Below are 21448 nucleotides of genomic sequence, written 5' to 3' on the forward strand. Positions count from 1 at the left end.
TCCTGCTTACTCGGGTAGCCATCGATGCCGAAAGTGCTCAACGCAAACCTCGACGCGCTGAAAGTTCTGCTGGCGGTGATGGTGGTGGCGCTGCACTGCAAGCTGCTGGGGGGCAATTACACCTGGGTCGGCTACTTGCTGTGCAACGGCCTGTTCCGGGTGGCGGTGCCGACGTTCTTCATCATCAACGGCTACTACCTCTTCCAGACCCTGGAGAGCGGCCACTCCTTCGCCCAGTGGTTCAAGCGCGGCCTTCTGCTCTACCTGTTCTGGATGCTGGTCTACAGCCCGCAGTACATCGACCCGAGCACGATCGCCAGCCTGGGCGGGGTGCTGGGGGTCGTGAAGAAGCTGCTGATCGGCTATTTCCACCTCTGGTACCTGGTGGGCATGCTCGGCGGCGCAGCGATGCTGCTGGTGCTGCGTCGCTGGCGTTCAAGTGCGCTGATCGGCCTGGCCCTGACGGCGTTCCTCATCGGTCTGGGCCTGCAGTACGCGCGGGTCTACTACGAACTGCCCAACGGCTTTCTCCAGCACTTCAATCAGAACGACTACACCGCGCGCAATTTCCTGTTCATGGGCTTCCCGTTCATGGCCATCGGCTTTCTTTGTGCCCGGCATCGCTTGGCAGAGCGGCTCAGCCGGCGCGGGGTGTGCTGCTGGCTAGCGCTGGGGTTGGGGCTGATCCTGGCCGAGGCGGCGCTGAACTTCGCCCTGCGCGCCGATGTAGAGCAGAACTTCGACTTCCTCGCCTCATTGCTGGTTATTGCCCCGGCCCTGTTCCTGTTGCCCCAGGTGTACTTCCGGGCCTCCCACAGCAACTTCGCGGCCAAGCTGTCTTCGGCGGTGTATTACGTGCATCCCTGGTTCATCTTCGGCGCCTTGTCCCTGGGCATGGCCTATGGCAACGGCATGGCCGGGCTGGTCCTGCTGCTGGCCTTTGGCGTTGCGCCGCTGTTGATCATGGCCAGTCGCCGGGTCCGTTTCATTCTCTGAGGGCGCTTGGTCGACGGCTTTTTCTCTCGGGCCTAGAATAGGCACCTGTTCTTTTTTGGTTGCCCAGTCATGCCCCCTGAATGCCAATTGTTCGGCACCCTTGGATGCCACCTGTGCGAGCTGGCCGAGGCCGAGCTGATGCCCCTGGTGGAGCACGGCCTGATGGTCGAACTGGTGGATATCGCCGACAGCCAGCAACTGTTCGACAGCTACGGTCTGCGCATCCCGGTACTGCGCCGGGTGGATACCGGCGCCGAGCTGGGCTGGCCCTTCGACGCCGAGCAAGTGGTGGCCTTCCTGCGCTGATGCACCAGGGGGGCGGGCAGGGTTTCCGCCCGTCGCTCATCGTGCGAATTCATTGGCGAGAGCTCTCGATTGGTTTACTGTATGCATATACAGCTATCGAGGAGTCTCGCCATGTCTCTCACTTTCCTGACCGGTACCGAACGCTCGCAACCGATGCCAGCCCGCTTTGCGTCGCTGGGTGACAGCGAGCCTGCCGCGTTGGCCGATGGCCCCAGCGGCAGCGGTTTTTCCCTCGACCGGACCCTGGGCCTGGGCGCGCCGCAGATCCATGGCCTGCTGGTGGACGATGACAACCTGCTGGGGTTCGGCATCTACCCCGGTGACCGGTTGATCGTCGACCGCTCGGCCACTCCGGCGGTCGACCAGTACCTGGTGGTTCGGGCCCAGGGCGCCAGCGAATACTCGCTGCGCCTGCTAGCGCCCGATCCTCGTGGCGGCTTGCTGCTCAAGGCGGCGCGCCCTTCAATCCCCTCCATCGTTCTGGATGACCTGGGCTCGATCGAGATCTGGGGCGTGGTGTTGTGGGTGGTCAGTTATGTGGGGCGCAAGCAGCCCTGATGAGTGTGGTGGACGCTTCAAACCGTTAAAGGAATAGATGATGGTCAATGTCGAACAACTGAAAAACAGCGTGAACAGCATGCCCACCGATGTGGTGCGTGAAGCGGTGCTTGAGCTGCGCCTGGACGGGTTGGTCACCGAAGGCAAGACGCCCTTCAACAAGCTGCACTTCAACACCTGCTTTGCCGAGATCGAAGCCTTGTTCCAGCGTGCGGGCTACCACCGGCAACTGGACGTGGTGGGTTACCAGGGGCTGTTGTACGCCCTCTACGATCCGGGCCGCTGGGAGGCGGTGGATGTATTGCGCTGGCTCAAGGAGTTCACCGAGGCCGCGGCCCAGGCCAAGCAGTCCTGCGCCTGAAACCTCGGAAACTGTTCCTAGGTTCCTTGTGGCGGCTGTTGGATAATGCCGCCCTGCATTGATCCTTCGAGCTTTTTGTATGTCATCCGCACCTTTTTCCGCTGCACAGCATCAGGCCAGTACCCTGTACCTGCCCCCGGGCTCCTGGGCGACGGTGCTGGATTGTCTGTGTGATCACTTCAAGGCCATCAGCCGCGAGCAGTGGCTGGACCGTATCGCCCGTGGCCGGGTGCTGGACGGGCAGGGCCAGCCTATCAGTCTGGAGCTGGCCTATCGCGAAGGCTTGAGGATTCACTACTTTCGCGAGGTGCCGGATGAAAAGGTGATTCCGGTCGAGGAAACCATCCTCTACGCCGATGAGCATCTGGTGGTGGCGGACAAGCCGCACTTTTTGCCGGTGACCCCGGCAGGAGAGTACGTCGAGCAGACGTTGTTGCGGCGCTTGATCCGGCGCCTGGGCAACCCGCACCTGGTGCCCCTGCATCGTATCGACCGGCATACGGCTGGGCTGGTGCTGTTCTCCGCGAACCCAGACAGTCGCTCGGCCTATCAGTCGCTGTTTCCCACCCGCAAGATAGAAAAACGCTACGAGGCGATTGCCGCTGCCTTGCCGCAGTTGAACTTTCCGCTGCTGCACAAGAGCCGGCTGGTGGACGGTGAGCCCTTCTTCCGCATGCAGGAAGCGCAGGGGCCAAGCAATACCGAAACAGCCATCGAGGTCAGGGAGAAACACGGCGAGCTGTGGCGTTACGCCCTGTACCCGGTCACGGGCAAGAAGCACCAACTGCGGGTGCATATGAATGCCCTGGGAGCGGCGATCTGCAACGATCCCTTTTATCCCGAGGTGCTCAAGGACATCGAGGACGACTATGCCCGGCCGCTGAAGCTGCTGGCCCAGGGGCTGCGTTTCATCGACCCGTTGAGCGGGCAGGAACGCGAGTTCGAGAGCCGCATCAGCCTGCAGTGGTGAATACCCCAGGCGCAGAAACAATAAAACCCGCACCAGGCGGGTTTTATTGTTTTCAGGTCGACAACCGTCAGGCTTACAGCTCTTTGACGGTACGGACCTGATCCTTGTTGATGCGAGTCTGCTTGCCGTCCAGCTGTTCAAACTCGTAGAAACCGGAATCCTTGTCGTATTTAGGGGTATCGACGGCCTGGATTTCGCGACCGTCATTCAAGGTGATCACTGTCGGCGAGGCGCAACCGGCGAGAGTGGCCAGGCCCAGTGCGAGCATGAGAGTGGCGAGGGTCCGTTGAGTCATTGTGTGTCTCCGAAATGAGTACTTTTGAGTGCTGGTCTTCAGACGTATACAACGTCTGCAAGTTCCTTGGCCAGGGACATTCTGCCACGTTGCCGGGCAGATCGCAGGCGTTCGCCGCGGCAGATTAGCCGAGTTCGCAACAGCGTCTACCCACTGGGGGCTATTGCCGAGGCCACAGCGGCGGCAGGCCGGAGCGCTGTGATATAACAACGGGCTGTTTCTCCTACCTTTGGATCGAGCCTATGAAAGCCAAGGCTGATGTATCTTTTGCGCCGCTGAACATTGCGGTACTGACTGTCAGTGATACCCGCACCCTGGAAACCGACACCTCCGGGCAGGTCTTTGTCGAGCGCCTGGGCGCCGCCGGCCATCGTCTGGCGGCACGGGTGCTGCTCAAGGACGATCTGTACAAGATCCGCGCCCAGGTCGCGACCTGGATTGCCGACGACGTGGTGCAGGTGGTGCTGATCACCGGCGGTACCGGCTTCACTGGCCGTGACAGCACCCCGGAAGCCGTGGCCTGCCTGCTGGACAAGCAGGTCGACGGCTTTGGCGAACTGTTCCGGCAGATATCGGTCGCCGATATCGGCACCTCCACTGTGCAATCCCGGGCACTGGCAGGGCTGGCCAATGGCACCCTGGTGTGCTGCCTGCCGGGTTCCACCAATGCGGTGCGCACCGGCTGGGACGGCATCCTCGCCGAACAGCTGGATTCGCGGCACCGGCCGTGCAATTTCGTTCCTCACCTGAAACAGGCGGTACCCTGTGAATCCCGCGGGTAAGCCGGGCAAGCAGGGCGCCCTGATGCCGGTGGAAGAGGCATTGGAGCGCCTGTTGGCGATGGCCGGTTCGGCCCCCATCCTCGAGCGTGAGCGCTTGCCGTTGGCGGCGGCTCAGGGCCGGGTTCTGGCCGAGGCGCTGATCTCCAGCCTGGACCTGCCGCCCTGGCCCAACAGCGCCATGGACGGTTACGCCCTGCGCCTGGAGGACTGGCGGGGGGAACCCCTGCCGGTCAGTCAGCGGATCTTTGCCGGTCAGGCGCCAGAGCCACTGCAGCCCGGGACCTGCGCGCGGATTTTCACCGGTGCGCCGGTGCCGGCCGGGGCGGACTGCGTCGAGATGCAGGAAAACGCCCAGGTCCAGGACGATCAGCGCGTGCTGTTTAGCGAACCTCTGCAACTGGGTCAGAACATTCGCCCTCAGGGCCAGGAAACTACGGTGGGCGAGGAGGTGCTCGCGGCTGGCACTCGCCTGGGACCGATCGAGCAAGGCCTGGCTGCCTCCCTGGGCTGCGCCGAGCTTGAAGTGGTGCGCCGGGTCCGGGTGGCGGTGCTGTCCACCGGTGACGAACTGGTGGAACCTGGCCAGCCCCTGGGGCCGGGCCAGATCTACAACAGTAACCGGGTGGTGCTGTGCAGTTGGTTGCAGCGCCTGGGCTGTGAGGTGCTGGATGCGGGAATCCTCCCTGACGATCTGGCCGCGACCCGCCAGCGCCTGGCGGAACTGGGGGAGGTCGACCTGATCCTGTCCACCGGTGGTGTCTCGGTGGGAGAGGCGGACTTCCTGGGCATCGCCCTGCGCGAAGAGGGCGAGTTGGCCCTGTGGAAGCTGGCGATCAAGCCCGGCAAGCCGTTGACCTTCGGCCATTTTCGCGGTGTGCCGGTGATCGGCCTGCCCGGCAATCCGGCATCGACCCTGGTGACCTTCGCCCTGCTGGCGCGCCCCTACCTGTTGCGTCGCCAGGGCGTACAGCAGGTGCAGCCCCTGAGCTTCCAGGTGCCGGCGGGTTTTGTCTGGCCCCAGCCCGGCAATCGCCGCGAATACCTGCGGGGGCGCCTGGAAAACGGGCAGGCGATTATCTCCCGCAACCAGAGCTCGGGCGTGTTGCGCAGTGCGGCCTGGGCCGAAGGGCTGGTGGAGGTGCTTGAAGGGCGGACCCTGGTGCAGGGCGATCGGGTCAACTTCATTCCCCTGAGTGAAGTGCTGGATTGACCCCGGCAGCGCGGGCCCGGCTGCCACCGGCCCGCGCCGAGCGGTTTAACGCAGCAGCAACAGCAGCAACAGGCCGAAGCGGCTGTGCAAACCCCAGGTCACCAGGCCCGCCAGCAGTGCAGCGGCCAGTACCGCCCTGGCCAGGCGCTTGAGCCACGACAGGTGCCGACAATGACGCGGCAGCGGCTGCGAGGAAAGAGGCAGGTCGAGCTCCCGGGGGGAGCGGGTGGCCCCCCAGGGCTGGCCCTGCAGATGCTTGAGCGGTGATCGCGCTTGCGGATAAAACTCCTTGTCTTTCATGACGGTGCACTTCCTTGTATGAGGCGTCAGTGCCTGACATGCACAGTCACTGATTGGCCCCGCAGGGTCAATTCAGGTGATTCTCTTTCTTCGGTCAGAAAATTCACTTTAGGCCTGGGGGCTCGGTTCAGGCATAGGGGCTGTCCCAATAGCGCTTGTACATGCCGAGCTTTCTTTTCAGGCCCAGGGGCAGGTAGCGCTCCTGCTGGCTGAGTTTGTAGGCGAAGAGCTTCACCGCGTTGCGCAGCAGCGACCCGGGCCACTGCCCCAGGCGTCCGGGGCCGAGGAAGCGCAGTTCGGACTGGACGTAGCGCAGGCCTTCGCCACCGGCGCCACCGAAGGCCTGGCGGATCCAGGGTTCCCGGGCATGGAATACGCCAATGTCGAAGTAGCGGCGGAACTCTTCCTTGAGGCTGTAGTTATGGGAGTGGCGGCAGCAGGCGCTGCCTTCATAGGCAACCTTCCAGCCGGCCAGCAGCATCTTCGCGCCCACATACATGTCTTCGGACAGGATCACGTGGTTGGGAAAGCCGCCGACCTGCATCAGTGCTTCGCGCCGGTAGGCGGAAAACGAGTTGGACATGAAGGCGGTCTTGATCCCCAGTGCCGGCACATCGGCCAGGCTTTTCACCTGGGAAGTCGGCGGGTAGTTGAACAACCGCGCATGGCTGGCCAGGGGGCTGGCATCGAGGTGCGGCAACTGGCGACCGCACACGGCTCCCACTTGCGGGTCGGCGAAGGGCGCGACGATGCGGGCGAGACCTTCGGCATCCTCCAGGTAGGCATCCTGGGTCATGAACACATAGAGGTCGTAATCGGCGTTGCGCTCCACCATCAGTTGCCGGGTTCCGCCGTGGTTGAAGTCGCGGCTGTCGATGCGCAGCACATTGGCGCAGCGTGCCAGCGCCAGCTCGTAGGTGCCGTCGCTGGAGCTGGAGTCGACGATCAGGGTATCGAAGGGCGCGCTCTGGATTTCCAGGGAATCCAGCAGCCGCGCCAGGTCCTGGCAACCGTTGTAGGTGGGAATCACACAGGCCACGCGCAGTGTCGACATTGTCCAAGCCTCCGGTTCAGGTCAGGTTCTGGCGCCAGGGCCGCAGCCAGGCCGCGAGGATCAGCAACAGCAGCAGGCCGCAGGCGCTGCTCAGGCCCAGTTGCCACCAGATCGAGGTCAGCGGATGCAGGAACAGCGCCGCCAGGGCCATGCCACCCAGGCCGATCAGCCAATGACTGCGCCAAGGCACCAGCCCCAGCAACTGCTGGCGGCGCATCAGCAGCAGGCCGGTGAGGATCACTCCGCAGATCGCCGCCAGGGCGATGCCGATCAAACCGAGGAAATACGGCAGCGCCGCCAGCAGCAGGGCATTGAGCAGGCTACCGGCCAGTTCGCAATTGAGCGGCATGCGGGTGTCGCCGGCGGCATAGGCGTAGCGCGCCAGCAGGGCGTTCCAGGCGCCGAACATCAGCGGTACCGAGAACCAGGCCAAGAGCTCCGGCAAGGGGCTGTCCGCCGCTTGATTGGGCAGCAGCAGGTGCACCAGCGCGGCGGCGGCGCCAATCAGCCCGACCACCGCAGGAATGGTCAGCAGGGTGGCGCTGCTCAGGCCTTTGCGCAGCAGGTCCAGGCGCTGTTCGCCGGAGCTGCCGCTCATCAGCCCGAGCAGCACCTGGTTGAGGCTCATCAGGGCGATCAGCGGCAGGTTGATCAGCTTGCGTGCCAGGTTGATCCAGGTGACCGCCCCTTCACCCAGCAATGAGGCCGCCATGCGCTCCAGCAGGGCCAGGCCCTGGCTGGCGAGGTTGCTGCTCAGCAGCGGGCCGATGCGTTGCAGCAACTCGCGCCCGGCCCCGGGCGCGTCCTGCATGCGCCAGGGCCGCCAGCCATCGTGCAGCAGGCTAGGCAACAGCACCGTTGGCATCAGCAGGCTGCCGAGCACACAGGCCGCGGCCAGCCCGGTGGGGGTGGCGGCATGGTGCAGGCTCGCCAGGTAGATCACTGGCGGCAGGTTGAACAGCAGCGAGCCCAGGCCCGCCAGGACAAAGCGGGCGCGAGCCTGCAGAGGGACGCAGAACAAGCCGTGGAGAATGAACCCCGGCGCGCACCAGGCCAGCCAGTGCAGGCCGCCGCTGGCCAGGGCATAACCGTCGCTGCCCAGGCCGGGGCCGATCAGGCGTACCCATAGCGGCGCGCCGAGGCTCAGCAGCAGCGCCAGCAGCAGCCCACACAGCAACAGGCGGGGGGCCAGGGCACTGAGCCAGGCCTGTTGCTCCCCGGCCGAGCGCTGCTGGTACAGCGGCAGCGCGGCGGCGCTCAGCAGGCCCGCAGCCAGGGCCATGCGCAGGGCCTCGGGCAGGAACATCGCCACCAGGAAACCATCGCTCTGGCCACCGGCGCCCCAGGCCGCCACCAGCAGCCATTCCCGGGCAAAGCCGGCGGCCAGCCCGGTCAGGGTGGCCAGGGTCAACCACAGCGTCGCGCCGAACATGGGCCGGGCTTAGTGGAACAAAGTGAACAGGCCTTTGCCGCCCACTTTGTAGTTGAGGTTGCGGCAGCGCTCGCCCTTGATCGCCGCGTCCGGCCCGCTGACGATGGCGTAGGGCGGTACCGGCTTGGACACCACGGTCTGCCCGCCGACCACCGCGCCTTCGCCGATCTCGGCGCCAAACGACAGCAGGGCGCGGCTGGCGATCCAGGCGTAGTCATGGATGTAGATCGGCCCGCCTACCGCCCAGAATTCCGGCTCCTTGAGGTCGTGGCCACCGGCGATGATCAGCACATGGGAGGCGATGGTCACATGGTCGCCAATGATCAGCCCGCCCCGGGCGTCCAACTGGCAGTGCCAGGCCACGGTACTGTCCTGGCCGATGCGCAGGCTGTCGACACCCAGCACCTCGGTATTGCGCCACACTGTGGAGCCCTTGCCGATCTTCGCGCCGCCAAGGCGCAGCCAGAACAGGCGCAGGGTGTGGCTGGGGATCTTGCAGATGAGGATGTTGTAGATCTGCTCCCAGACCCGCAGCATGCGGTCGCGCAGGGTCGGCCAGTTGATTCCGTACATGGGAATCAGCGCCCCCTTGAGTTCGCGGCCCAGCAGTTTGTAGAAGCGCCGGGGCAGGGGCGGCTCGATCTTCGATTCGATGTTCAGGTAGCTGATGTAGGTCAGCACGTTGCCCTTGAGCGGTTGCTCGAACACGACATCGTTCTCCAGCATCCACTGATAGGCCGCCTCCAGTTCTGCAAGGCTCACCCCCATTTTCTGCGCATAGTCAGGCAAGGCCTGTTTCAGGTTCTGCGAGTGGAAGAGGCGATGTTTCATGGCTGGATTCCTGAGGGTGGGGAGTCTGGAGTAACCCTGGGCGCCGCAGCGCCGGCCTTGAGTCGCAGGCGTCTGGCTTCATGCAGGTTCAGGCCCAGCAGCAGCCAGAACAGGGCGATCAACACCTGGGTGAAGCTGAAGTAATGGTCGAACAGGCCGCTGATCAGTGCAGCGCTGAGGCCGGCGCCGCTGCCCAGCCAGAGGGCGTTGTCCCGATTCAACTGGATGGCCACCCCGGGAACCCGGGTTTCCCGCCACCAGCTCCAGATCACCGCGACGAACAGCAGCATGCCGGGCACGCCGATCTTGTAGATGTAGTTCAGCCACAGGTTGGAAATCCCCCACAGGCCGGTGCCGGGCACGGGTGGGTCGACCTTGAAGCCGATGCCGAAGGGGAACATCGCCATGGCGGCGGGGAAGTGCGAGTACTCGTCGACCCGCACGCTGGTGCTGGCATCGTTGGAGGTGAACAGGGTCAGCAGGCGGTCCTGCAAGGGCGGATAGGACATCAGCAGCAAGGCCCCGAGAACGAAGCCACCCATCAGCATGCGTCCGGTGTAGGGCACCCGCTGGCGGGCCATCCAGATCAGCACGATCAGCAGGCTGAGCAAGGCTCCGCGAGAACCGGAGAGCAGCAGCCCGGCGGCCCCCAGCAAGGCCACCGCCAGGCCGAGTTTACGCTGCCAGCCGCTGCGGGTCAGGCCGAAACAGAAGGCCAGGGGCAGCAGCAGGGCCATGGCGCCGCCAGTGACGTTGGGGTGCATCCACGGCGAGCCCATGCGATTGGCCAGGGCGCTGAGGCTGTCGCCCAGTACCGCGATGCCGCCGTAGCCGAGCTTTTCGAGGATCGGGGTCATGGCCGTGGCGCTGCCGTTCTTCAGAAACACCGGGATCGACAGCAGCAGGAGCAGCAGGGTCCCCAGCAACAGGCCACAGACCAGTTGCTCCCGGGCCTTGGCTTGCTGCAACAGGCGTCGCACCAGAAACAGCGCCGAGAGGTTGAGCAACCAGCGGACCCAGTTCACCGGGCCATTGCCATCGGCGTTCACCGTCACCTGGCCGATGATGAAGGGCAGGGCACTGAAGGCCATCAGGGCCAGCAGCAGCTTCTCGGTACGCAGCAGCCTGGGCGGCCGGGGCAGGTTGGAGAACAGCCCCTGGGCCAGGATGCTGGCCCAGACCAACAGCAGCAGGGCTTCGGAGACGGTGGTGCGCAGGCCGATCTGCACCGTCGAATAGGGCAGGAAGGTCGCCAGTACCGCGAACAGCAGCAGCCCGCGCATGGGCTGGCGGACCACGGTCACCGCCGCTGCGATGCCGACCATCAGCACCAGCACCTTGAGCGCTGGCAGCAACCAGATCAGCACGCCGAAAACCAGGCCGAAGATCAGCGCCAGCGGCAGGGCGATGGGCATTACTTGAGCTCCTCGAGCAATTCATTGAAGCGCTGGCGATAGGCATCCTCGGCGTAGCCGGCCGCCCAGGCCTTGAGGGGGGCGGGGTCTTCCGGCGGGGCGCTGGCCAGTTGCACCATCAACTGGCTCAGCGCGGCGCTGTCGGTGGGCGAGAAGCGCGGGCTGCCCGCCGGGGTGATCTCGTCCAGGGCCGAGCCGCTGGCCACCGCCACGGGAGTGCCGACACTCAGGGCCTCGATCACCGGCAGGCCGAAGCCCTCGGCGTAGGAGGGCTGCCACAGGCGCTGGGCCTGGCGGTACACCCCATGCAACTGGCTGTCGCTGAGGTCGCTGAGAAAGTGCAGGCCATGCACGGCGCGCAGCTCGCTGGGCAGGTGTTCCGGTGCGCCGATCAGCACCAGTTCCGGTACATCCGGGGATTGCTGGCGTGCGGCCTGCCAGGCAGCGACGAACCAGGGGATGTTCTTGCGCGGCTCGCGGGTGCCCACCGCCAGCCAGTAGCGCTCGGGCAGTTGCAGGTCGCGGATGTCGGCGGGTTCGCCCTGGAAACCGGTAACCAGGTTGGGCAGCACCCGGACCTTGTCCCGGGCCTCGGGAAAGAGCTTCACCAGTTCGTCGGCGGTGTACTGCGAAGGTGTCCAGATGCGGTCCGCCTGCTTCACCGAGTGGCCGATGGAGAGCTTGTCGGTGAGGCCATAGACCCGCTCCTTGAGCCGCGAGCCATGGCTGTTGGTCAGGGTCAGTTGGAACAGGTCATGCAGTTGCAATACATAGCGCAGGTTCTTAGGTTTCCTGCCCAGGGGCAGGCCCATGTTGAAGTTGCAGATGTACAGCTCCACCTCGGCCTCACGCAGGGCCCCGGGCAGAAAACCGCCCTCGAAGCGCAGCCGGTTCGGCAGGCGATGCACCCCCTGCAGTGGCGCGCCCCACCTGGGGCAATGCACCCGGCGGCGCAGCGGATGGTCTTCCGGGGCAACGCCGAACAATTGCAGGCTGACCTGCGGATTGGCGCGCAGGGCGTCTTCCAGTGCCAGGTTCTGCCGGCCGATACCACTGTTGCTGTAGCCCGCGGCGGGGCGGTAATCCAGACCTATGCGCATACGGACACTTCTTCTTTGTCAGAGGGGAGTTGGTGATAGACCGCTTCCAGCTGGGCCGCGGCGGCGCTCCAGTCATGGTGGGCCAGCACGTAGTCGCGCCCGGCGGCGCCGATGCGTTGCAGGCGCTCGGGGTCGGCCAGGGCCTGGGCGAGAATCTGCGCCAGGGCCCCGGGGTCTTCGCTGCCCAGGTAATGCTGGCCGTTCTCTACCTGCAGCCCGGAGCTGCCCTGGGCCGTGGTGACTACCGGCAGGCCGGCGGCCATGGCCTCCAGGACCTTGAGCTTGGAGCCGCCGCCCTGGCGCAGCGGGGCGAAGAACAGCGCCGAGCGCCGTTGCAGGTCCCGCAGGTCGGGGACAAAACCCTGCCACTCGATGCGCGGGTCGGTCCAGCGCTGGCGGAAACTGTCCGGCAGGGCGTAGCCGCAGATGGCGAAGTGCACCTCGGGGTTGATGGCCCACAGGCGCGGCAGTATCTCTTCCAGGGCCCATTGCACCGCATCCAGGTTGGGGCTGTATTCGTAGTTGCCGATAAACAGCAGGCGCTGGCTGCCAAGGTCCGGTTGCACCGCGGCGTAGTGCCCGCAGTCCACGCCGTTGACCACCACCGCGGCCGGTTTGCCACTCAGCCGGGCCAGGGTCAGGGCGTCCTGTTCGGTCACCGCGATGACCCGGGCCGCCTGCTGGAACACCCGGCGTTCCCAGCGCCGGTAGCGCCATTGGTCGTAACGGGTAAAGGGTTTCGCCCAGGCCGGCAGGCGGTCGTAGCTGGCGGCACCGAGGGCCGACTCGACGTTGTGTTCGGTGAGGATGAACGGGCGCTGCAATTGCTTGAGCGGCTGTTCGAAGGGCTGGAAGCTGTAGCTGTGCTCGATCTGGATCACGTCCCAGGGTTCCTCCAACAGCTCGCGAAAACGCTGTTGCAGCGGCGCGGCCAAACCGTTGACGTCGGCCAGCATGGGGTAGGGCGCGAACAGCACCGAGAACAGGGTCTTGAGGCTGCGCAACGGCCGCCGCGGCAGCACGATCAGGCGTTCCAGCCAGGGCTCCAGGGCCGCGCGGGTGGCGTCGTCCAACGGGGTTTTCGATTGCACCAGCAAGGTGATGCGGTGCCCGCGGGCGGCCAGGGCCCGCAGCAGGTGGTATTGCCGGGTCTTGCCGCCGCTGGTGGCGGGCCAGGGCAGGTAGGGCAGGGTCCAGAGGATTTTCATGCTCACCACACCAACAGTTGCAGGCTGGTTTTCAACGGCACGCTCAGGCCCGCTTGCCCGCTCAGCTCGGTACGGGTGCCGGTCAGCGGATCATGCAGCGTGGCCGCGTTGAGCCCGGGAACCTGCAGGCTGGCGCCGCTGGCGCTCCAGAACATCCAGACGTGGGAGCCGTCGGGCCGGGTCCAGGCGATGCTGTACAAGTCGCCCGGGGCGTTGCTCAGGCCGGGGGGATCAGCCGGGGCCAGGCTCGGCCCGGTGGTGTCGAGAAAATACTTGAGGGCGTTGTAGACCGGCTTGGGTTCGCCGGCCAGGTCCACCAGCCCGTAGGACTGGTCGCGGTTGCTGGCGCGGGCATCCAGGTCGCTGAGGTTGAACAGGAAGATCCGCTGGTAGTCCATGGCCGCCATCAGGGCCAGGCGGCGCAGGGTGTAGTCGGCCTGGCCGTTGACGCCGATCATCGCCTGCATTTCCCGGGCTCCGCTGGTGTAGCTCGACCAGCCCCACTCGGTGGCCCAGACCTGTTGCACGCCCTGGCTGTGCAGCGCGTTGTTGAGGAAGTTGCCGCGTACGAGGAAATCCTGGGCCGCGGCATCGTCGCCTTCCGGGAGCTCGGAATAGGGGTGGTAGGCGGCAATCAGGTTTTCCGTGCCCAGGCCCTGTTGCAGCAGGTCTTCGAGCATCAGCCCCGGGGTGCTGCGCATCTGGCTGTAGTAGGCCATGCCCGCGGTCGCTACAGGCTTGTCGGGAATCGCCGCGCGAATGGCGCTGGTGGTGGTCGTGAGCAACTGGTCGTAGGCGTCGGGGTCTTCCTTGGGCAGCCAGACGATGTTGGGTTCGTTCCACACCTGCCAGGTGTTCACCTGGGGATAACGCTGGGCGAGCATTTTCATGCGCTGGGCGAAGACGTTGAAGTCCTTGGGCGGGTATTGGTCGGAAGAGGGCGAGCCGCTGGGCACGTTGGCGGCGAAGGGCGCCGAACCCACCATGTAGGCCAGGACCCGGTACTGGCGGCCCTGCATGGCGTTCATCGCGGCGTCCAGGGTGTCCAGCTGCAGGTCATTCTCGCTGGGTTCGATCATGGCCCAGTGAATGGCCAGGCGGACCCAGCTCAGGCCCAGGGCATCGAGCCGGTCCATCTGCTTCTGGTAGACGCCGGGGGTGAAGTACTGGAACTGCGCGTTGACCCCGAGAAAATCCTTCCACACCACCGCTCGCGGCGCGCGCAGGGTGGTATCCGCCAGGGCGTTCCAGGACAGGCAGGCGAGCACCAGCAGGGCAATCGCCGAGCTACGTCGCATAGGCATGGGCCGGGCCTCCACAGGCATCGCTGAACACCCGGGCAAAGCGCTCGGCGGTATGGCTCCAGACCCGCCGGGAGCCGATCACCGCGGCGTGCTCGGCCCAGCGCTCCACCCGTTCCGGGCTGGCGCACAAGTGGCTGAGTTCGGCGGCCAGGGCGGCGACGTTGCCCTGGGGAAAGATCACGCCGTTGTCCTGGGCCACCTCTTCGGCGAAGGAGCGGGCGTCGGAGGTGATGGCGCCGCGGCCGCAGGCCACCGCCCAGGACAGGGCGCCGCTGGTCCCCCGCAGCGTGCCCAGGAGCTTGAGTTTGCTCGACTCGCGGTAGGGCAGGACCATCACATGGTGGGCCTGGATCACCTTGGGAATGTCCGTGGCCGGCAGGTCCAGTTGCCAGTCGATGCTGTCCTGCAGGTTCAGGCGCTGGATGTGCTGGCGCAACTGGTCGAGGTAGCTGCCGGCGCTGCCGAAGGCCATTTCCGGTTCACTGCCCCCGGCCAGGGTCAGGCGCATGCGCTCGCGCATTGCCGGTTGCTGGGCGAAGGCCATGGCCAGTGCATCCAGCAGATCCTCGATGCCCTTGCCGCGGTAGATGAAGCCGAAATACAGCAGCCTCAACGGGCTCAGCGGCGGCAGCGGCCGGGCGGGAATGGCCAGGTTGCCGTGGGGAATCACCACCATCTGCTCCGCACGCAACCCCATGCGCTGGCGCAGGCAGGCGCCGCCGGCGTGGGTCAGGGTGATCAGCCGGGTGAGGCTGCGGGCCAGCTGCTTTTCTTCGTGCAGGCACAAGGGGTCGGTCAGTACCGTGGCGATCTGTGGCAGCGGTGAGGGCAGCCGCGTGGCCAGGGACAGCGGCCAGGGCAGGCTGGCCCGGCGCCAGACCAGGCGTTCGGGGTCGTGCACCGTGGCGCTCAGCGGCAGGCTGGGGAAACGCTCGCGCAACGCCTTGAGGGCATGAAACTCCGCCAGCCGGCCACCGCCCAGCTCGGCGTGCACCAGGTCGATCCCCTGCCAGTCACTGTGCGCCACCCGCTCGATGGCGCGTTGCGGGTCGTTGCCCAGCCCGGCCAGGGGCGTGCTGACTTTCAGCCCCAGGCCTTCCAGCGCGGCGCGCAGGTGCGCGGCGTAGTCGGCAATGCCGTTCTGCTCGGGAGGCATGGGTGCCAGCAGGGCAATGTGCATCAGTGGGGGCTCCTGATCCGCGCCAGGAAGTTCAGCACGTTCTCCGGGATGCCGAAGCGCCGGCGGTTGATGATGATGCCGTCGACCCGCTTGAAGGCGGTGGTGAGAATCGACAGGGCGTTTTGCAGCACGGGCACCGTGGTGGTTTCGGCTTCGACGATCAGGGCGATCAGGTCGGCCTCGCGCAGGCTGACGAAGGCTTCCTGGTTGGAGAAGAAGCCCGAGGCTTCCAGCAGGACGATTTCGCCGGGCACCGCGTTGGGGGCGCCATTGACCCGCACCACGTGCCCGCGCTCCTGGAGCAGGTCGCGCAGGTGCGCGGTGACGAAGCTCACGCCTTCGCCGCGGCGTGCCGAGGTCAGGCCGATCACCAGCCCCTGCAGCGCCACTTGCTTGAGGGGCAGGATGCCGTACAGGCGGTAGAGGCTGGCGGTGAAGGCGCTGTTGCGTTGCGGCAGGTGGCTGTCGAGGTCCTGCAGGCTAGTCCAGACCTTGACCCCGAAGCGCTCCTCGATCTGGTCGCCGTCATGGATGCGCTGGTCCAGCAGATAGAAGAAGTACAGCGCCAGCAGGCCCACCGCCAGGCTCAGGGGGATGGCGGCGAGCAGCATGCTCAGGCTCTTGGGAAAGACCCGGCTGGGTTTGAAGGTGGCTTCTTCGATCACCGCGATGTTGCTGATCTGGCTCTGGTCCAGCTCGCGGTCGATGCGGGCTTTCTCGGTGCTGTCGCTGTACAGCGCGAAGCTTTTCTCCGCCGCGCTCAGTTCCCGTTGCAGGCGTGCCAGTTCAGGTTCCACGGCCAGCGCCTGGCGCCGTTCCTGTTCGAGCTTGAGCAACTGGGTTTCCTGTTGGGCGGCCTGGGTCTGCAGGCGGCTGAGGCTGGCCTGCTGGTCGGCGAAGCTGTTCTGCAGGCGGGTATAGACCGGGTTCGGGGCCAGGTTTTCGCTGCGTTGCACAGTGCCGCTTTCCGATTTCAGCAAGGCTTGCAGGTTGGCGATTGCCGCATCCATGGCGCGGACCGGAGGGGCGCCTTCCTTGAAGGTACGGAGCATTTCCTGACGCTCGATCTGCTTGGCGTTGATCCGCTGCTGCAGGTCCTGGCGGTCCGGGTTGAGGCTCATCTGGCGGCCGATGCTGATTTCTTTCTTCATGCTGTTGAGCTGCTTCTGGATGGTCTCCAGGCCGCTGCGAGTGGACGCCACTGCTCGGGTGGTATTGAGGTGTTCGCCCTTGAGGTTGTTGAGGTTGCGCGAGATATCGTTCAGGCGCTCCTCGATGCTCACCGCCCCCAGTTGGTTCAGGTAGTCGGCGATCTGCTTCTTGTAGCCGAGGATGCGCTGGTTGGTGGCGCCACTTTCGGTTTCATAGAAGGCGTACAGGCTTTTGCGCCCGAGGGTTTGCGCGCGTTCCTGCTGGTACTGCTCGATCCAGCTCTTGACCACTGTCTGGGCCACTTTGGGGTCGTTCCAGGTAAAGCTCACTTCCATCACCGAGGAGCCTGCGGCGTGGGTCACGCTGAAGCTTTTCAACATGCGTTCGGTCAGGCGTTCCACCGGGGTCTGCTTCTCCACCAGGCCCACCAGTTGCAGGGCCCCGCGCAGCAGGTCGACGATGCCTTCCACCGCGCCCTTTACGGCGTTCTTGAGGGTGGCCAGGGCACCACTTGGCTGGGGCTGGCGGGACAGGTCGTCGAGGTACTTTTCCGCCACTTTGCGGGCGATGGGCTCGCCGCCGAGGATGCGCTCCTCATCGATGATCGGATCACGCTGGGCGCTGGGAATCACCACAGCCTGGCGATCGGCGATCTCGATCGGCAGGGTGCTGGTGTCGCGCCCCGGCTTGACCAGCAGCAGGGCGGTGGACTCGAAGCGATTGGGCAGCAGGAAGGCCCCCAGCAGGATGATGACGAAGGTCACCAGGACGGTGATCTTGACCTCGCGCTTGAAGATGAAGAACAACCGCAGCAGATCGCGAAAGGAACGGATATTGATCATGAGTGCTGTCCTTGGCGATCAGTTGGCCGACTGGCGATTGATTTCGTAACTCGCCCCGATGCCGATCGACTTGGTGAACGGAATCAACTGGTTGAGGTACACATCCACCCATTCAATGCCGTTGCCGACGCTGGACTTGGGCACGAACACCACGTCGCCGCGTTGCAGCAGCACCGGGGCGGCGCCGGCGTTGCCGGCGATCATGAATTTGCGGTAGTCGAAGAAATAGGTCTTGTAGCGGCCGTCCTCGCCCTCGCGCAGCAGGGCGATATTGCGGCTGTCGCCCACGTTCAAGAGGCCCCCGGCGCCGACTATGGCCTGCTCCAGGGTGGTGGTCACGGTCACCGGCAGGGACGCCGGGTTGCGTACCGAGCCGCCGACGAACACGGTGTTGCCCGGTGCCTGGTTGATGTTCACGGTCAGTGCCGAGTCCTGGTAGATGTTCTTCAGCTTGTTTTCCAGGACCTGGGTCAGTTGCTGCGGAGTCAGCCCCGCGGCCTTGACCTGCCCGGCATAGGGGTAGGCGAAGGTGCCATCGTTGAGCACGGTGAACAGCGTCAGTTCGTAGATCGAGTTGGCGGTGAATGCCGAGATCGATGGCGCCTCACCAGTGTTGCGGACGATGCGCAGGGTGTCCCCCGGGCGAATCCGCTGGGGCGGCAACGGTTGGCCGGCCAGGGCATCACCGGCCCGATGGGCGGCCTCCAGGTCCTGGCTGGGCGGCAGCTCCACCTTTGCCGGAATGGAGCAGGCGCAGAGCATGAGAACACTGGAAATCAGCAGGAGTCTTTTCATCGAGCGGTCTTCCTGGCGTGCATAGTCACAACTCCCTGTCGGGCCAGATTGCTGCTTGGAGCGTCAGTTCAGGTCTTGGCGGCTTCGGCGGGAGCCCGCCCGTAAATGTCGTTGAAGCGCACAATGTCGTCTTCGCCGAGGTACTCCCCGCTCTGCACTTCGATCATCACCAGGTCGATCACCCCGGGATTGACCAGGCGGTGAGTGCGGCCGGGCTTGATGAAGGTGGACTCATTGGTATTGAGCAGGAACTCGTCCTCGCCATTGGTGACCAGGGCCATGCCGCTGACCACGATCCAGTGTTCGCTGCGGTGGTGGTGCATCTGCAGCGACAGCGAGGCATTGGGCTTGACCATGATGCGTTTGATCTTGAAGCGCGGCCCTTCCTCGAGCACGGTGTAGGTGCCCCAGGGACGGGTCACGGTGCGGTGCAGCTTGTAGGCGTCGTGGCCCAGGCGCTTGAGTTCCTGGGCGATCAGCTTGACGTCCTGGCTGCGGTTGCCGTCGGCTACCAGCAGGGCGTCCGGAGTGTCGATGATGATCAGGTTGTTCAGCCCGACCCCGCCCACCAGGCGCTTGCGCGAGTCGATATAGCAGTTGCTGACATCGTGCAGCACGGTCTCGCCGTTGCACTGGTTGCCATGTTCGTCCGCCGGGGTCAGCTCGCGCACTGCCTGCCAGGAGCCGATGTCGCTCCAGCCCAGCTGGCAGGGCACCACGGCGACTTTCTTCGAGCGCTCCATCACCGCGTAGTCGATGGAGATGTCCGGGGCCTGGGCAAAGCTGTCGCCATCCAGCTCCACTTGCAGTTCGTGCTTGCCCTCCTTGCGGTGGCTCTGCTCCAGGCAGTGTTCGACGGCGCTGACCACCTCGGGCACGAACTCGCGCAGTTCCTGCAGGATCACGTCGGCACGCATGCAGAACATCCCGCCGTTCCACAGATGCAGGCCGCCATCGACATAACGCTGGGCGGTGGCGGCGTCGGGTTTCTCGACGAAGCGGTTGACCTGGAAGCTGTCCTTGTTCAGGCCCTGGCCTTTCTCGATATAGCCAAAGCCGGTCTCGGCGTGGGTGGGCACCAGGCCAAAGGTCACCAGCCAGCCTTGCTCGGCCAATTGCCGGGCGCTGTCCACGGCGTTGGCGAAAGCCTGCACATCCTTGATCAGGTGGTCGGCGGGCAGCACCAGCAGTTGTGCATCATCGCCATACAGGCGGCTCACGTGCAGGGCGGCGGCAGCGATGGCCGGTGCGGTGTTGCGCCCGAACGGCTCAAGGATGAAGTCCAGCTCCACCCTGGCCTTGTTCAGCAGGCGATAGTCGTCGAGGGTGCGAAAGAACACCTCGCGGTTGGTCACCGTCAACAGGCGGCCGACGTCCTTGAGCGTGGTGGCGCGCACGAAGGTTTTCTGCAGCAGGCTTTCGCCGTCTGGCAGGCGCATGAAGGGCTTGGGCATCGCCTCGCGGGATACCGGCCACAGGCGGGTGCCGGCGCCGCCAGCAATGATGCAGGGAATGAGTGTGCTCATTCAGAAGGCCTCGCGGGTCATGATCACGGATGGAACAGTGCGGAAGAGGATGTACAGGTCGAACCAGACCGACCAGTTTTCAATGTATTCCAGGTCGAACTCGACACGTTTCTCGATTTTTTCCAGGGTATCGGTTTCGCCCCGATAGCCGTTGATCTGCGCCAGGCCGGTGATCCCCGGCTTGACCCGGTGGCGCGAGGTGTACTCCTTGACCGCCTCTTCGAAGAGAATGCCGGCGGCCTTGGTCGCGGTGGCATGGGGGCGCGGCCCGACCATGGACATGCTGCCGCCGAACACATTGAACAGCTGGGGTAGTTCATCGAGGCTGGTCTTGCGAATGAAGCGCCCGACCCGGGTGATGCGTGGGTCGCCCCGGGTGGTCTGCTTTTCGGCATGGGCGTCGGCCATGTGCTGGTGCATCGAGCGGAACTTGTAGACCTCGATCAGCCGGTTGTTGTAGCCGTAGCGCTTCTGCTTGAACAGCACCGGGCCGCTGGAGTCCAGCTTGATCGCCAGTGCCACCAGCAGCATCACCGGTGACAGCAGCACCAGGGCGATGCTCGACAGCACCATGTCTTCCAGGCGCTTGAAGAACGGCGACCAGCCCCGCAACGGCACTTCGGAGGCGTTGAACATCGGCAGGTTGGCGACTTCGGTGATGCGGTTGTGGGCATGCCGGAAGGCCACCATGTCGGGCACCAGCAGCACGTTCACCGGCAGCCTTCGCAGCTCGCGGATGACATAGGCCATGCGGTTTTCCGCCGACCAGGGCAGCGCCACCAGGACCTGGGTAACCTTTTCCTCGCGGATCAGCCGTTCCAGGTCGCTGGAGTTGCCCAGCAGCGGCAGGTTGCACAGGGTCTTGGGCAGGCGGCCGATGCGGTCGTCGATGAAACCGGTCACTCCGGAGCGGATGTCCTGATGTTGTGCCAGGTATTCGGCCAGGCGCTGGCCGTTTTCCGTGGCGCCGAGAATCACCGCGTTCTGCAGGAACACGCCGCGCTGCATCAACTGCTGGAACAGGGTCAGCAGCACCAGGCGCTCGATGCCGAACAGCACGAAGCTGCCGGCAAACCAGCCGAACAGCTCGGGGTTGCCGATGGTGTTGAACATCTGCATCGAGTGATGCATGAACAGCAGCACGCAAAAGGACGAGGCCCAGGCGAAGAGGGTCAGCTGGAAGCGCAGCTGGTTGCTGAAGATGGATTCGGCGTACACCCCCAGGGCCTGGAAGATCAGCACGCTGATGAGGGCGAAGAACACCAGCAGGGTCAGGTCGCTTTTCAAGGCTTCCTGGCTGTTGTTGGACAGCAGGATCAGCAGCAGCCCGGGAAGGATTGCAGTCAGCCCATGAACCACACGGATGCCGAACAGGAAGTACTCGACCATGCTGGGGCGAGTCAGTAACAGGCTGTCTACAGGTTGCAACCGCATAAGATCAATTCCCTCGACCTAAGGCACACCGGTTGACTGGAGAGATCGCGAGGAAGTTCGCAATGTTTGCGACTTCCCGTCGTCTGGTCCCGGCACCGAAAAAAGCCACGTCCCTTCATCCCCAGGCGTGGTCGGCATTCAAGTGGGAAAACCGGGCCCTCTGCGTATTCAGGTGGGGCCCCCGGCGCCGGTCAAGGTGATGACCTGCACTTCCTCATTTAAACGACAGGGTCAGTAAAGCTCATGAAACAGCGACCCGCTAATTGAAAGCCGAACCGTGCCGGACGAATCCCTGCCTCCCTGCGGCTAAGCTGCCGGATTGCCGGGGGGCCATGGCCAGACTGCTTCCGGCAAAAAAATAAATTCCGACGACAGACTTTTTCGGCGGGCGGCAGGG

21 protein-coding genes are annotated in these 21448 nt (G+C 64.8%); 7 read left to right on the plus strand and 14 right to left on the minus strand.

The genetic code is table 11. The features are described 5' to 3' along the window. The first annotated feature begins 24 nt into the window (after nucleotides 1-24). The 5 genes from AC1RGE_RS20965 (at nucleotide 25) to AC1RGE_RS20985 (ending at nucleotide 3191) form a co-directional block, all read left to right on the plus strand. Entirely contained in the window at nucleotides 25-996 is a 972-nt protein-coding gene (locus tag AC1RGE_RS20965; protein ID WP_072442883.1) for an acyltransferase family protein, read from the plus strand. Between the two features lie 69 nt (nucleotides 997-1065). After that, complete coding sequence (locus AC1RGE_RS20970) at nucleotides 1066-1302, plus strand: glutaredoxin family protein (RefSeq protein ID WP_011062501.1); 237 nt, start codon at nucleotides 1066-1068, stop codon at nucleotides 1300-1302. Between the two features lie 111 nt (nucleotides 1303-1413). Next, complete coding sequence (locus tag AC1RGE_RS20975; RefSeq protein WP_492584941.1) at nucleotides 1414-1860, plus strand: S24 family peptidase; 447 nt, start codon at nucleotides 1414-1416, stop codon at nucleotides 1858-1860. A 40-nt stretch (nucleotides 1861-1900) separates the two neighbouring features. Next, a complete protein-coding gene (locus tag AC1RGE_RS20980; protein ID WP_011062499.1) occupies nucleotides 1901-2221 on the plus strand; it encodes a hypothetical protein in 321 nt (106 codons plus the stop codon). 79 nt (nucleotides 2222-2300) lie between these two features. Then, nucleotides 2301-3191, plus strand: coding sequence for a pseudouridine synthase (locus AC1RGE_RS20985; protein WP_019095066.1), 891 nt, complete (start codon nucleotides 2301-2303; stop codon nucleotides 3189-3191). A gap of 73 nt (nucleotides 3192-3264) precedes the next feature. Here the strand turns inward: AC1RGE_RS20985 and AC1RGE_RS20990 are convergent, their stop codons facing one another. Continuing rightward, nucleotides 3265-3486 carry a YgdI/YgdR family lipoprotein gene (locus tag AC1RGE_RS20990; RefSeq protein WP_015636515.1) on the minus strand — a complete coding sequence of 74 codons (222 nt, stop codon included), beginning with the start codon at nucleotides 3484-3486 and terminating at the stop codon, nucleotides 3265-3267. Nucleotides 3487-3728: 242 nt separating this feature from the next. Between AC1RGE_RS20990 and moaB the strand changes: the two genes are divergently transcribed. Further along, on the plus strand, nucleotides 3729-4268 hold the full coding sequence (gene moaB / locus AC1RGE_RS20995; protein WP_492584943.1) for a molybdenum cofactor biosynthesis protein B: 540 nt from the start codon (nucleotides 3729-3731) through the stop codon (nucleotides 4266-4268). Next, nucleotides 4252-5478 (plus strand): molybdopterin molybdotransferase MoeA, encoded by a 1227-nt coding sequence (locus tag AC1RGE_RS21000; RefSeq protein WP_492584944.1) that lies wholly within the window; start codon nucleotides 4252-4254, stop codon nucleotides 5476-5478. The genes moaB and AC1RGE_RS21000 overlap by 17 nt, the downstream gene beginning before the upstream one ends. A gap of 45 nt (nucleotides 5479-5523) precedes the next feature. Here the strand turns inward: AC1RGE_RS21000 and AC1RGE_RS21005 are convergent, their stop codons facing one another. From AC1RGE_RS21005 to AC1RGE_RS21065, 13 genes are all read right to left on the minus strand, one after another. Further along, nucleotides 5524-5778, minus strand: coding sequence for a hypothetical protein (locus AC1RGE_RS21005; RefSeq protein WP_011062495.1), 255 nt, complete (start codon nucleotides 5776-5778; stop codon nucleotides 5524-5526). A gap of 127 nt (nucleotides 5779-5905) precedes the next feature. Continuing rightward, entirely contained in the window at nucleotides 5906-6832 is a 927-nt protein-coding gene (locus AC1RGE_RS21010) for a glycosyltransferase family 2 protein (protein ID WP_011062494.1), read from the minus strand. Between the two features lie 16 nt (nucleotides 6833-6848). Further along, entirely contained in the window at nucleotides 6849-8264 is a 1416-nt protein-coding gene (locus AC1RGE_RS21015) for a lipid II flippase MurJ (protein WP_161466112.1), read from the minus strand. Nucleotides 8265-8273: 9 nt separating this feature from the next. Then, on the minus strand, nucleotides 8274-9095 hold the full coding sequence (locus AC1RGE_RS21020; protein ID WP_015636510.1) for an acyltransferase: 822 nt from the start codon (nucleotides 9093-9095) through the stop codon (nucleotides 8274-8276). After that, entirely contained in the window at nucleotides 9092-10510 is a 1419-nt protein-coding gene (locus AC1RGE_RS21025) for an O-antigen ligase family protein (protein ID WP_011062491.1), read from the minus strand. The genes AC1RGE_RS21020 and AC1RGE_RS21025 overlap by 4 nt, the downstream gene beginning before the upstream one ends. Continuing rightward, on the minus strand, nucleotides 10510-11610 hold the full coding sequence (locus tag AC1RGE_RS21030; RefSeq protein WP_019095071.1) for a glycosyltransferase family 4 protein: 1101 nt from the start codon (nucleotides 11608-11610) through the stop codon (nucleotides 10510-10512). The genes AC1RGE_RS21025 and AC1RGE_RS21030 overlap by 1 nt, the downstream gene beginning before the upstream one ends. Further along, nucleotides 11601-12818: a glycosyltransferase family 4 protein gene (locus tag AC1RGE_RS21035; protein WP_019095072.1), complete on the minus strand. Its 1218-nt coding sequence runs from the start codon at nucleotides 12816-12818 to the stop codon at nucleotides 11601-11603. The genes AC1RGE_RS21030 and AC1RGE_RS21035 overlap by 10 nt, the downstream gene beginning before the upstream one ends. Before the next feature lie 2 nt (nucleotides 12819-12820). Next, entirely contained in the window at nucleotides 12821-14116 is a 1296-nt protein-coding gene (locus AC1RGE_RS21040) for a cellulase family glycosylhydrolase (protein ID WP_019095073.1), read from the minus strand. After that, nucleotides 14106-15302 carry a glycosyltransferase gene (locus AC1RGE_RS21045; RefSeq protein ID WP_011062487.1) on the minus strand — a complete coding sequence of 399 codons (1197 nt, stop codon included), beginning with the start codon at nucleotides 15300-15302 and terminating at the stop codon, nucleotides 14106-14108. The genes AC1RGE_RS21040 and AC1RGE_RS21045 overlap by 11 nt, the downstream gene beginning before the upstream one ends. After that, on the minus strand, nucleotides 15302-17296 hold the full coding sequence (locus AC1RGE_RS21050; RefSeq protein WP_072442890.1) for a lipopolysaccharide biosynthesis protein: 1995 nt from the start codon (nucleotides 17294-17296) through the stop codon (nucleotides 15302-15304). Before AC1RGE_RS21050 ends, AC1RGE_RS21045 begins: the two co-directional genes overlap by 1 nt. An 18-nt stretch (nucleotides 17297-17314) precedes the next feature. Then, a complete protein-coding gene (locus AC1RGE_RS21055; protein WP_015636504.1) occupies nucleotides 17315-18091 on the minus strand; it encodes a polysaccharide biosynthesis/export family protein in 777 nt (258 codons plus the stop codon). 68 nt (nucleotides 18092-18159) lie between these two features. After that, nucleotides 18160-19617 carry a mannose-1-phosphate guanylyltransferase/mannose-6-phosphate isomerase gene (locus tag AC1RGE_RS21060; RefSeq protein WP_346624627.1) on the minus strand — a complete coding sequence of 486 codons (1458 nt, stop codon included), beginning with the start codon at nucleotides 19615-19617 and terminating at the stop codon, nucleotides 18160-18162. Continuing rightward, complete coding sequence (locus AC1RGE_RS21065; protein ID WP_011062483.1) at nucleotides 19618-21051, minus strand: undecaprenyl-phosphate glucose phosphotransferase; 1434 nt, start codon at nucleotides 21049-21051, stop codon at nucleotides 19618-19620. It lies immediately after the preceding gene. Nucleotides 21052-21448: the final 397 nt, after the last annotated feature.

Source organism: Pseudomonas sp. GW823-FHT02C05 (assembly GCF_058797595.1).

What these genes read in the sequence shown, in the direction of transcription:
- AC1RGE_RS20965 (WP_072442883.1), top strand. Translation starts at nt 25, where the DNA reads ATGCCGAAAGTGCTCAACGCAAACCTCGACGCGCTGAAAGTTCTGCTG.
- AC1RGE_RS20985 (WP_019095066.1), top strand. Translation starts at nt 2,301, where the DNA reads ATGTCATCCGCACCTTTTTCCGCTGCACAGCATCAGGCCAGTACCCTG.
- moaB (WP_492584943.1), top strand. Translation starts at nt 3,729, where the DNA reads ATGAAAGCCAAGGCTGATGTATCTTTTGCGCCGCTGAACATTGCGGTA.
- AC1RGE_RS21025 (WP_011062491.1), bottom strand. Translation starts at nt 10,510, where the DNA reads ATGCCCATCGCCCTGCCGCTGGCGCTGATCTTCGGCCTGGTTTTCGGC.
- AC1RGE_RS21045 (WP_011062487.1), bottom strand. Translation starts at nt 15,302, where the DNA reads ATGCACATTGCCCTGCTGGCACCCATGCCTCCCGAGCAGAACGGCATT.
- AC1RGE_RS21010 (WP_011062494.1), bottom strand. Translation starts at nt 6,832, where the DNA reads ATGTCGACACTGCGCGTGGCCTGTGTGATTCCCACCTACAACGGTTGC.
- AC1RGE_RS21050 (WP_072442890.1), bottom strand. Translation starts at nt 17,296, where the DNA reads ATGATCAATATCCGTTCCTTTCGCGATCTGCTGCGGTTGTTCTTCATC.
- AC1RGE_RS21020 (WP_015636510.1), bottom strand. Translation starts at nt 9,095, where the DNA reads ATGAAACATCGCCTCTTCCACTCGCAGAACCTGAAACAGGCCTTGCCT.
- AC1RGE_RS20980 (WP_011062499.1), top strand. Translation starts at nt 1,901, where the DNA reads ATGGTCAATGTCGAACAACTGAAAAACAGCGTGAACAGCATGCCCACC.
- AC1RGE_RS21015 (WP_161466112.1), bottom strand. Translation starts at nt 8,264, where the DNA reads ATGTTCGGCGCGACGCTGTGGTTGACCCTGGCCACCCTGACCGGGCTG.
- AC1RGE_RS21060 (WP_346624627.1), bottom strand. Translation starts at nt 19,617, where the DNA reads ATGAGCACACTCATTCCCTGCATCATTGCTGGCGGCGCCGGCACCCGC.
- AC1RGE_RS21030 (WP_019095071.1), bottom strand. Translation starts at nt 11,610, where the DNA reads ATGCGCATAGGTCTGGATTACCGCCCCGCCGCGGGCTACAGCAACAGT.
- AC1RGE_RS21055 (WP_015636504.1), bottom strand. Translation starts at nt 18,091, where the DNA reads ATGAAAAGACTCCTGCTGATTTCCAGTGTTCTCATGCTCTGCGCCTGC.
- AC1RGE_RS21035 (WP_019095072.1), bottom strand. Translation starts at nt 12,818, where the DNA reads ATGAAAATCCTCTGGACCCTGCCCTACCTGCCCTGGCCCGCCACCAGC.
- AC1RGE_RS20975 (WP_492584941.1), top strand. Translation starts at nt 1,414, where the DNA reads ATGTCTCTCACTTTCCTGACCGGTACCGAACGCTCGCAACCGATGCCA.
- AC1RGE_RS21065 (WP_011062483.1), bottom strand. Translation starts at nt 21,051, where the DNA reads ATGCGGTTGCAACCTGTAGACAGCCTGTTACTGACTCGCCCCAGCATG.
- AC1RGE_RS20970 (WP_011062501.1), top strand. Translation starts at nt 1,066, where the DNA reads ATGCCCCCTGAATGCCAATTGTTCGGCACCCTTGGATGCCACCTGTGC.
- AC1RGE_RS20990 (WP_015636515.1), bottom strand. Translation starts at nt 3,486, where the DNA reads ATGACTCAACGGACCCTCGCCACTCTCATGCTCGCACTGGGCCTGGCC.
- AC1RGE_RS21040 (WP_019095073.1), bottom strand. Translation starts at nt 14,116, where the DNA reads ATGCGACGTAGCTCGGCGATTGCCCTGCTGGTGCTCGCCTGCCTGTCC.
- AC1RGE_RS21005 (WP_011062495.1), bottom strand. Translation starts at nt 5,778, where the DNA reads ATGAAAGACAAGGAGTTTTATCCGCAAGCGCGATCACCGCTCAAGCAT.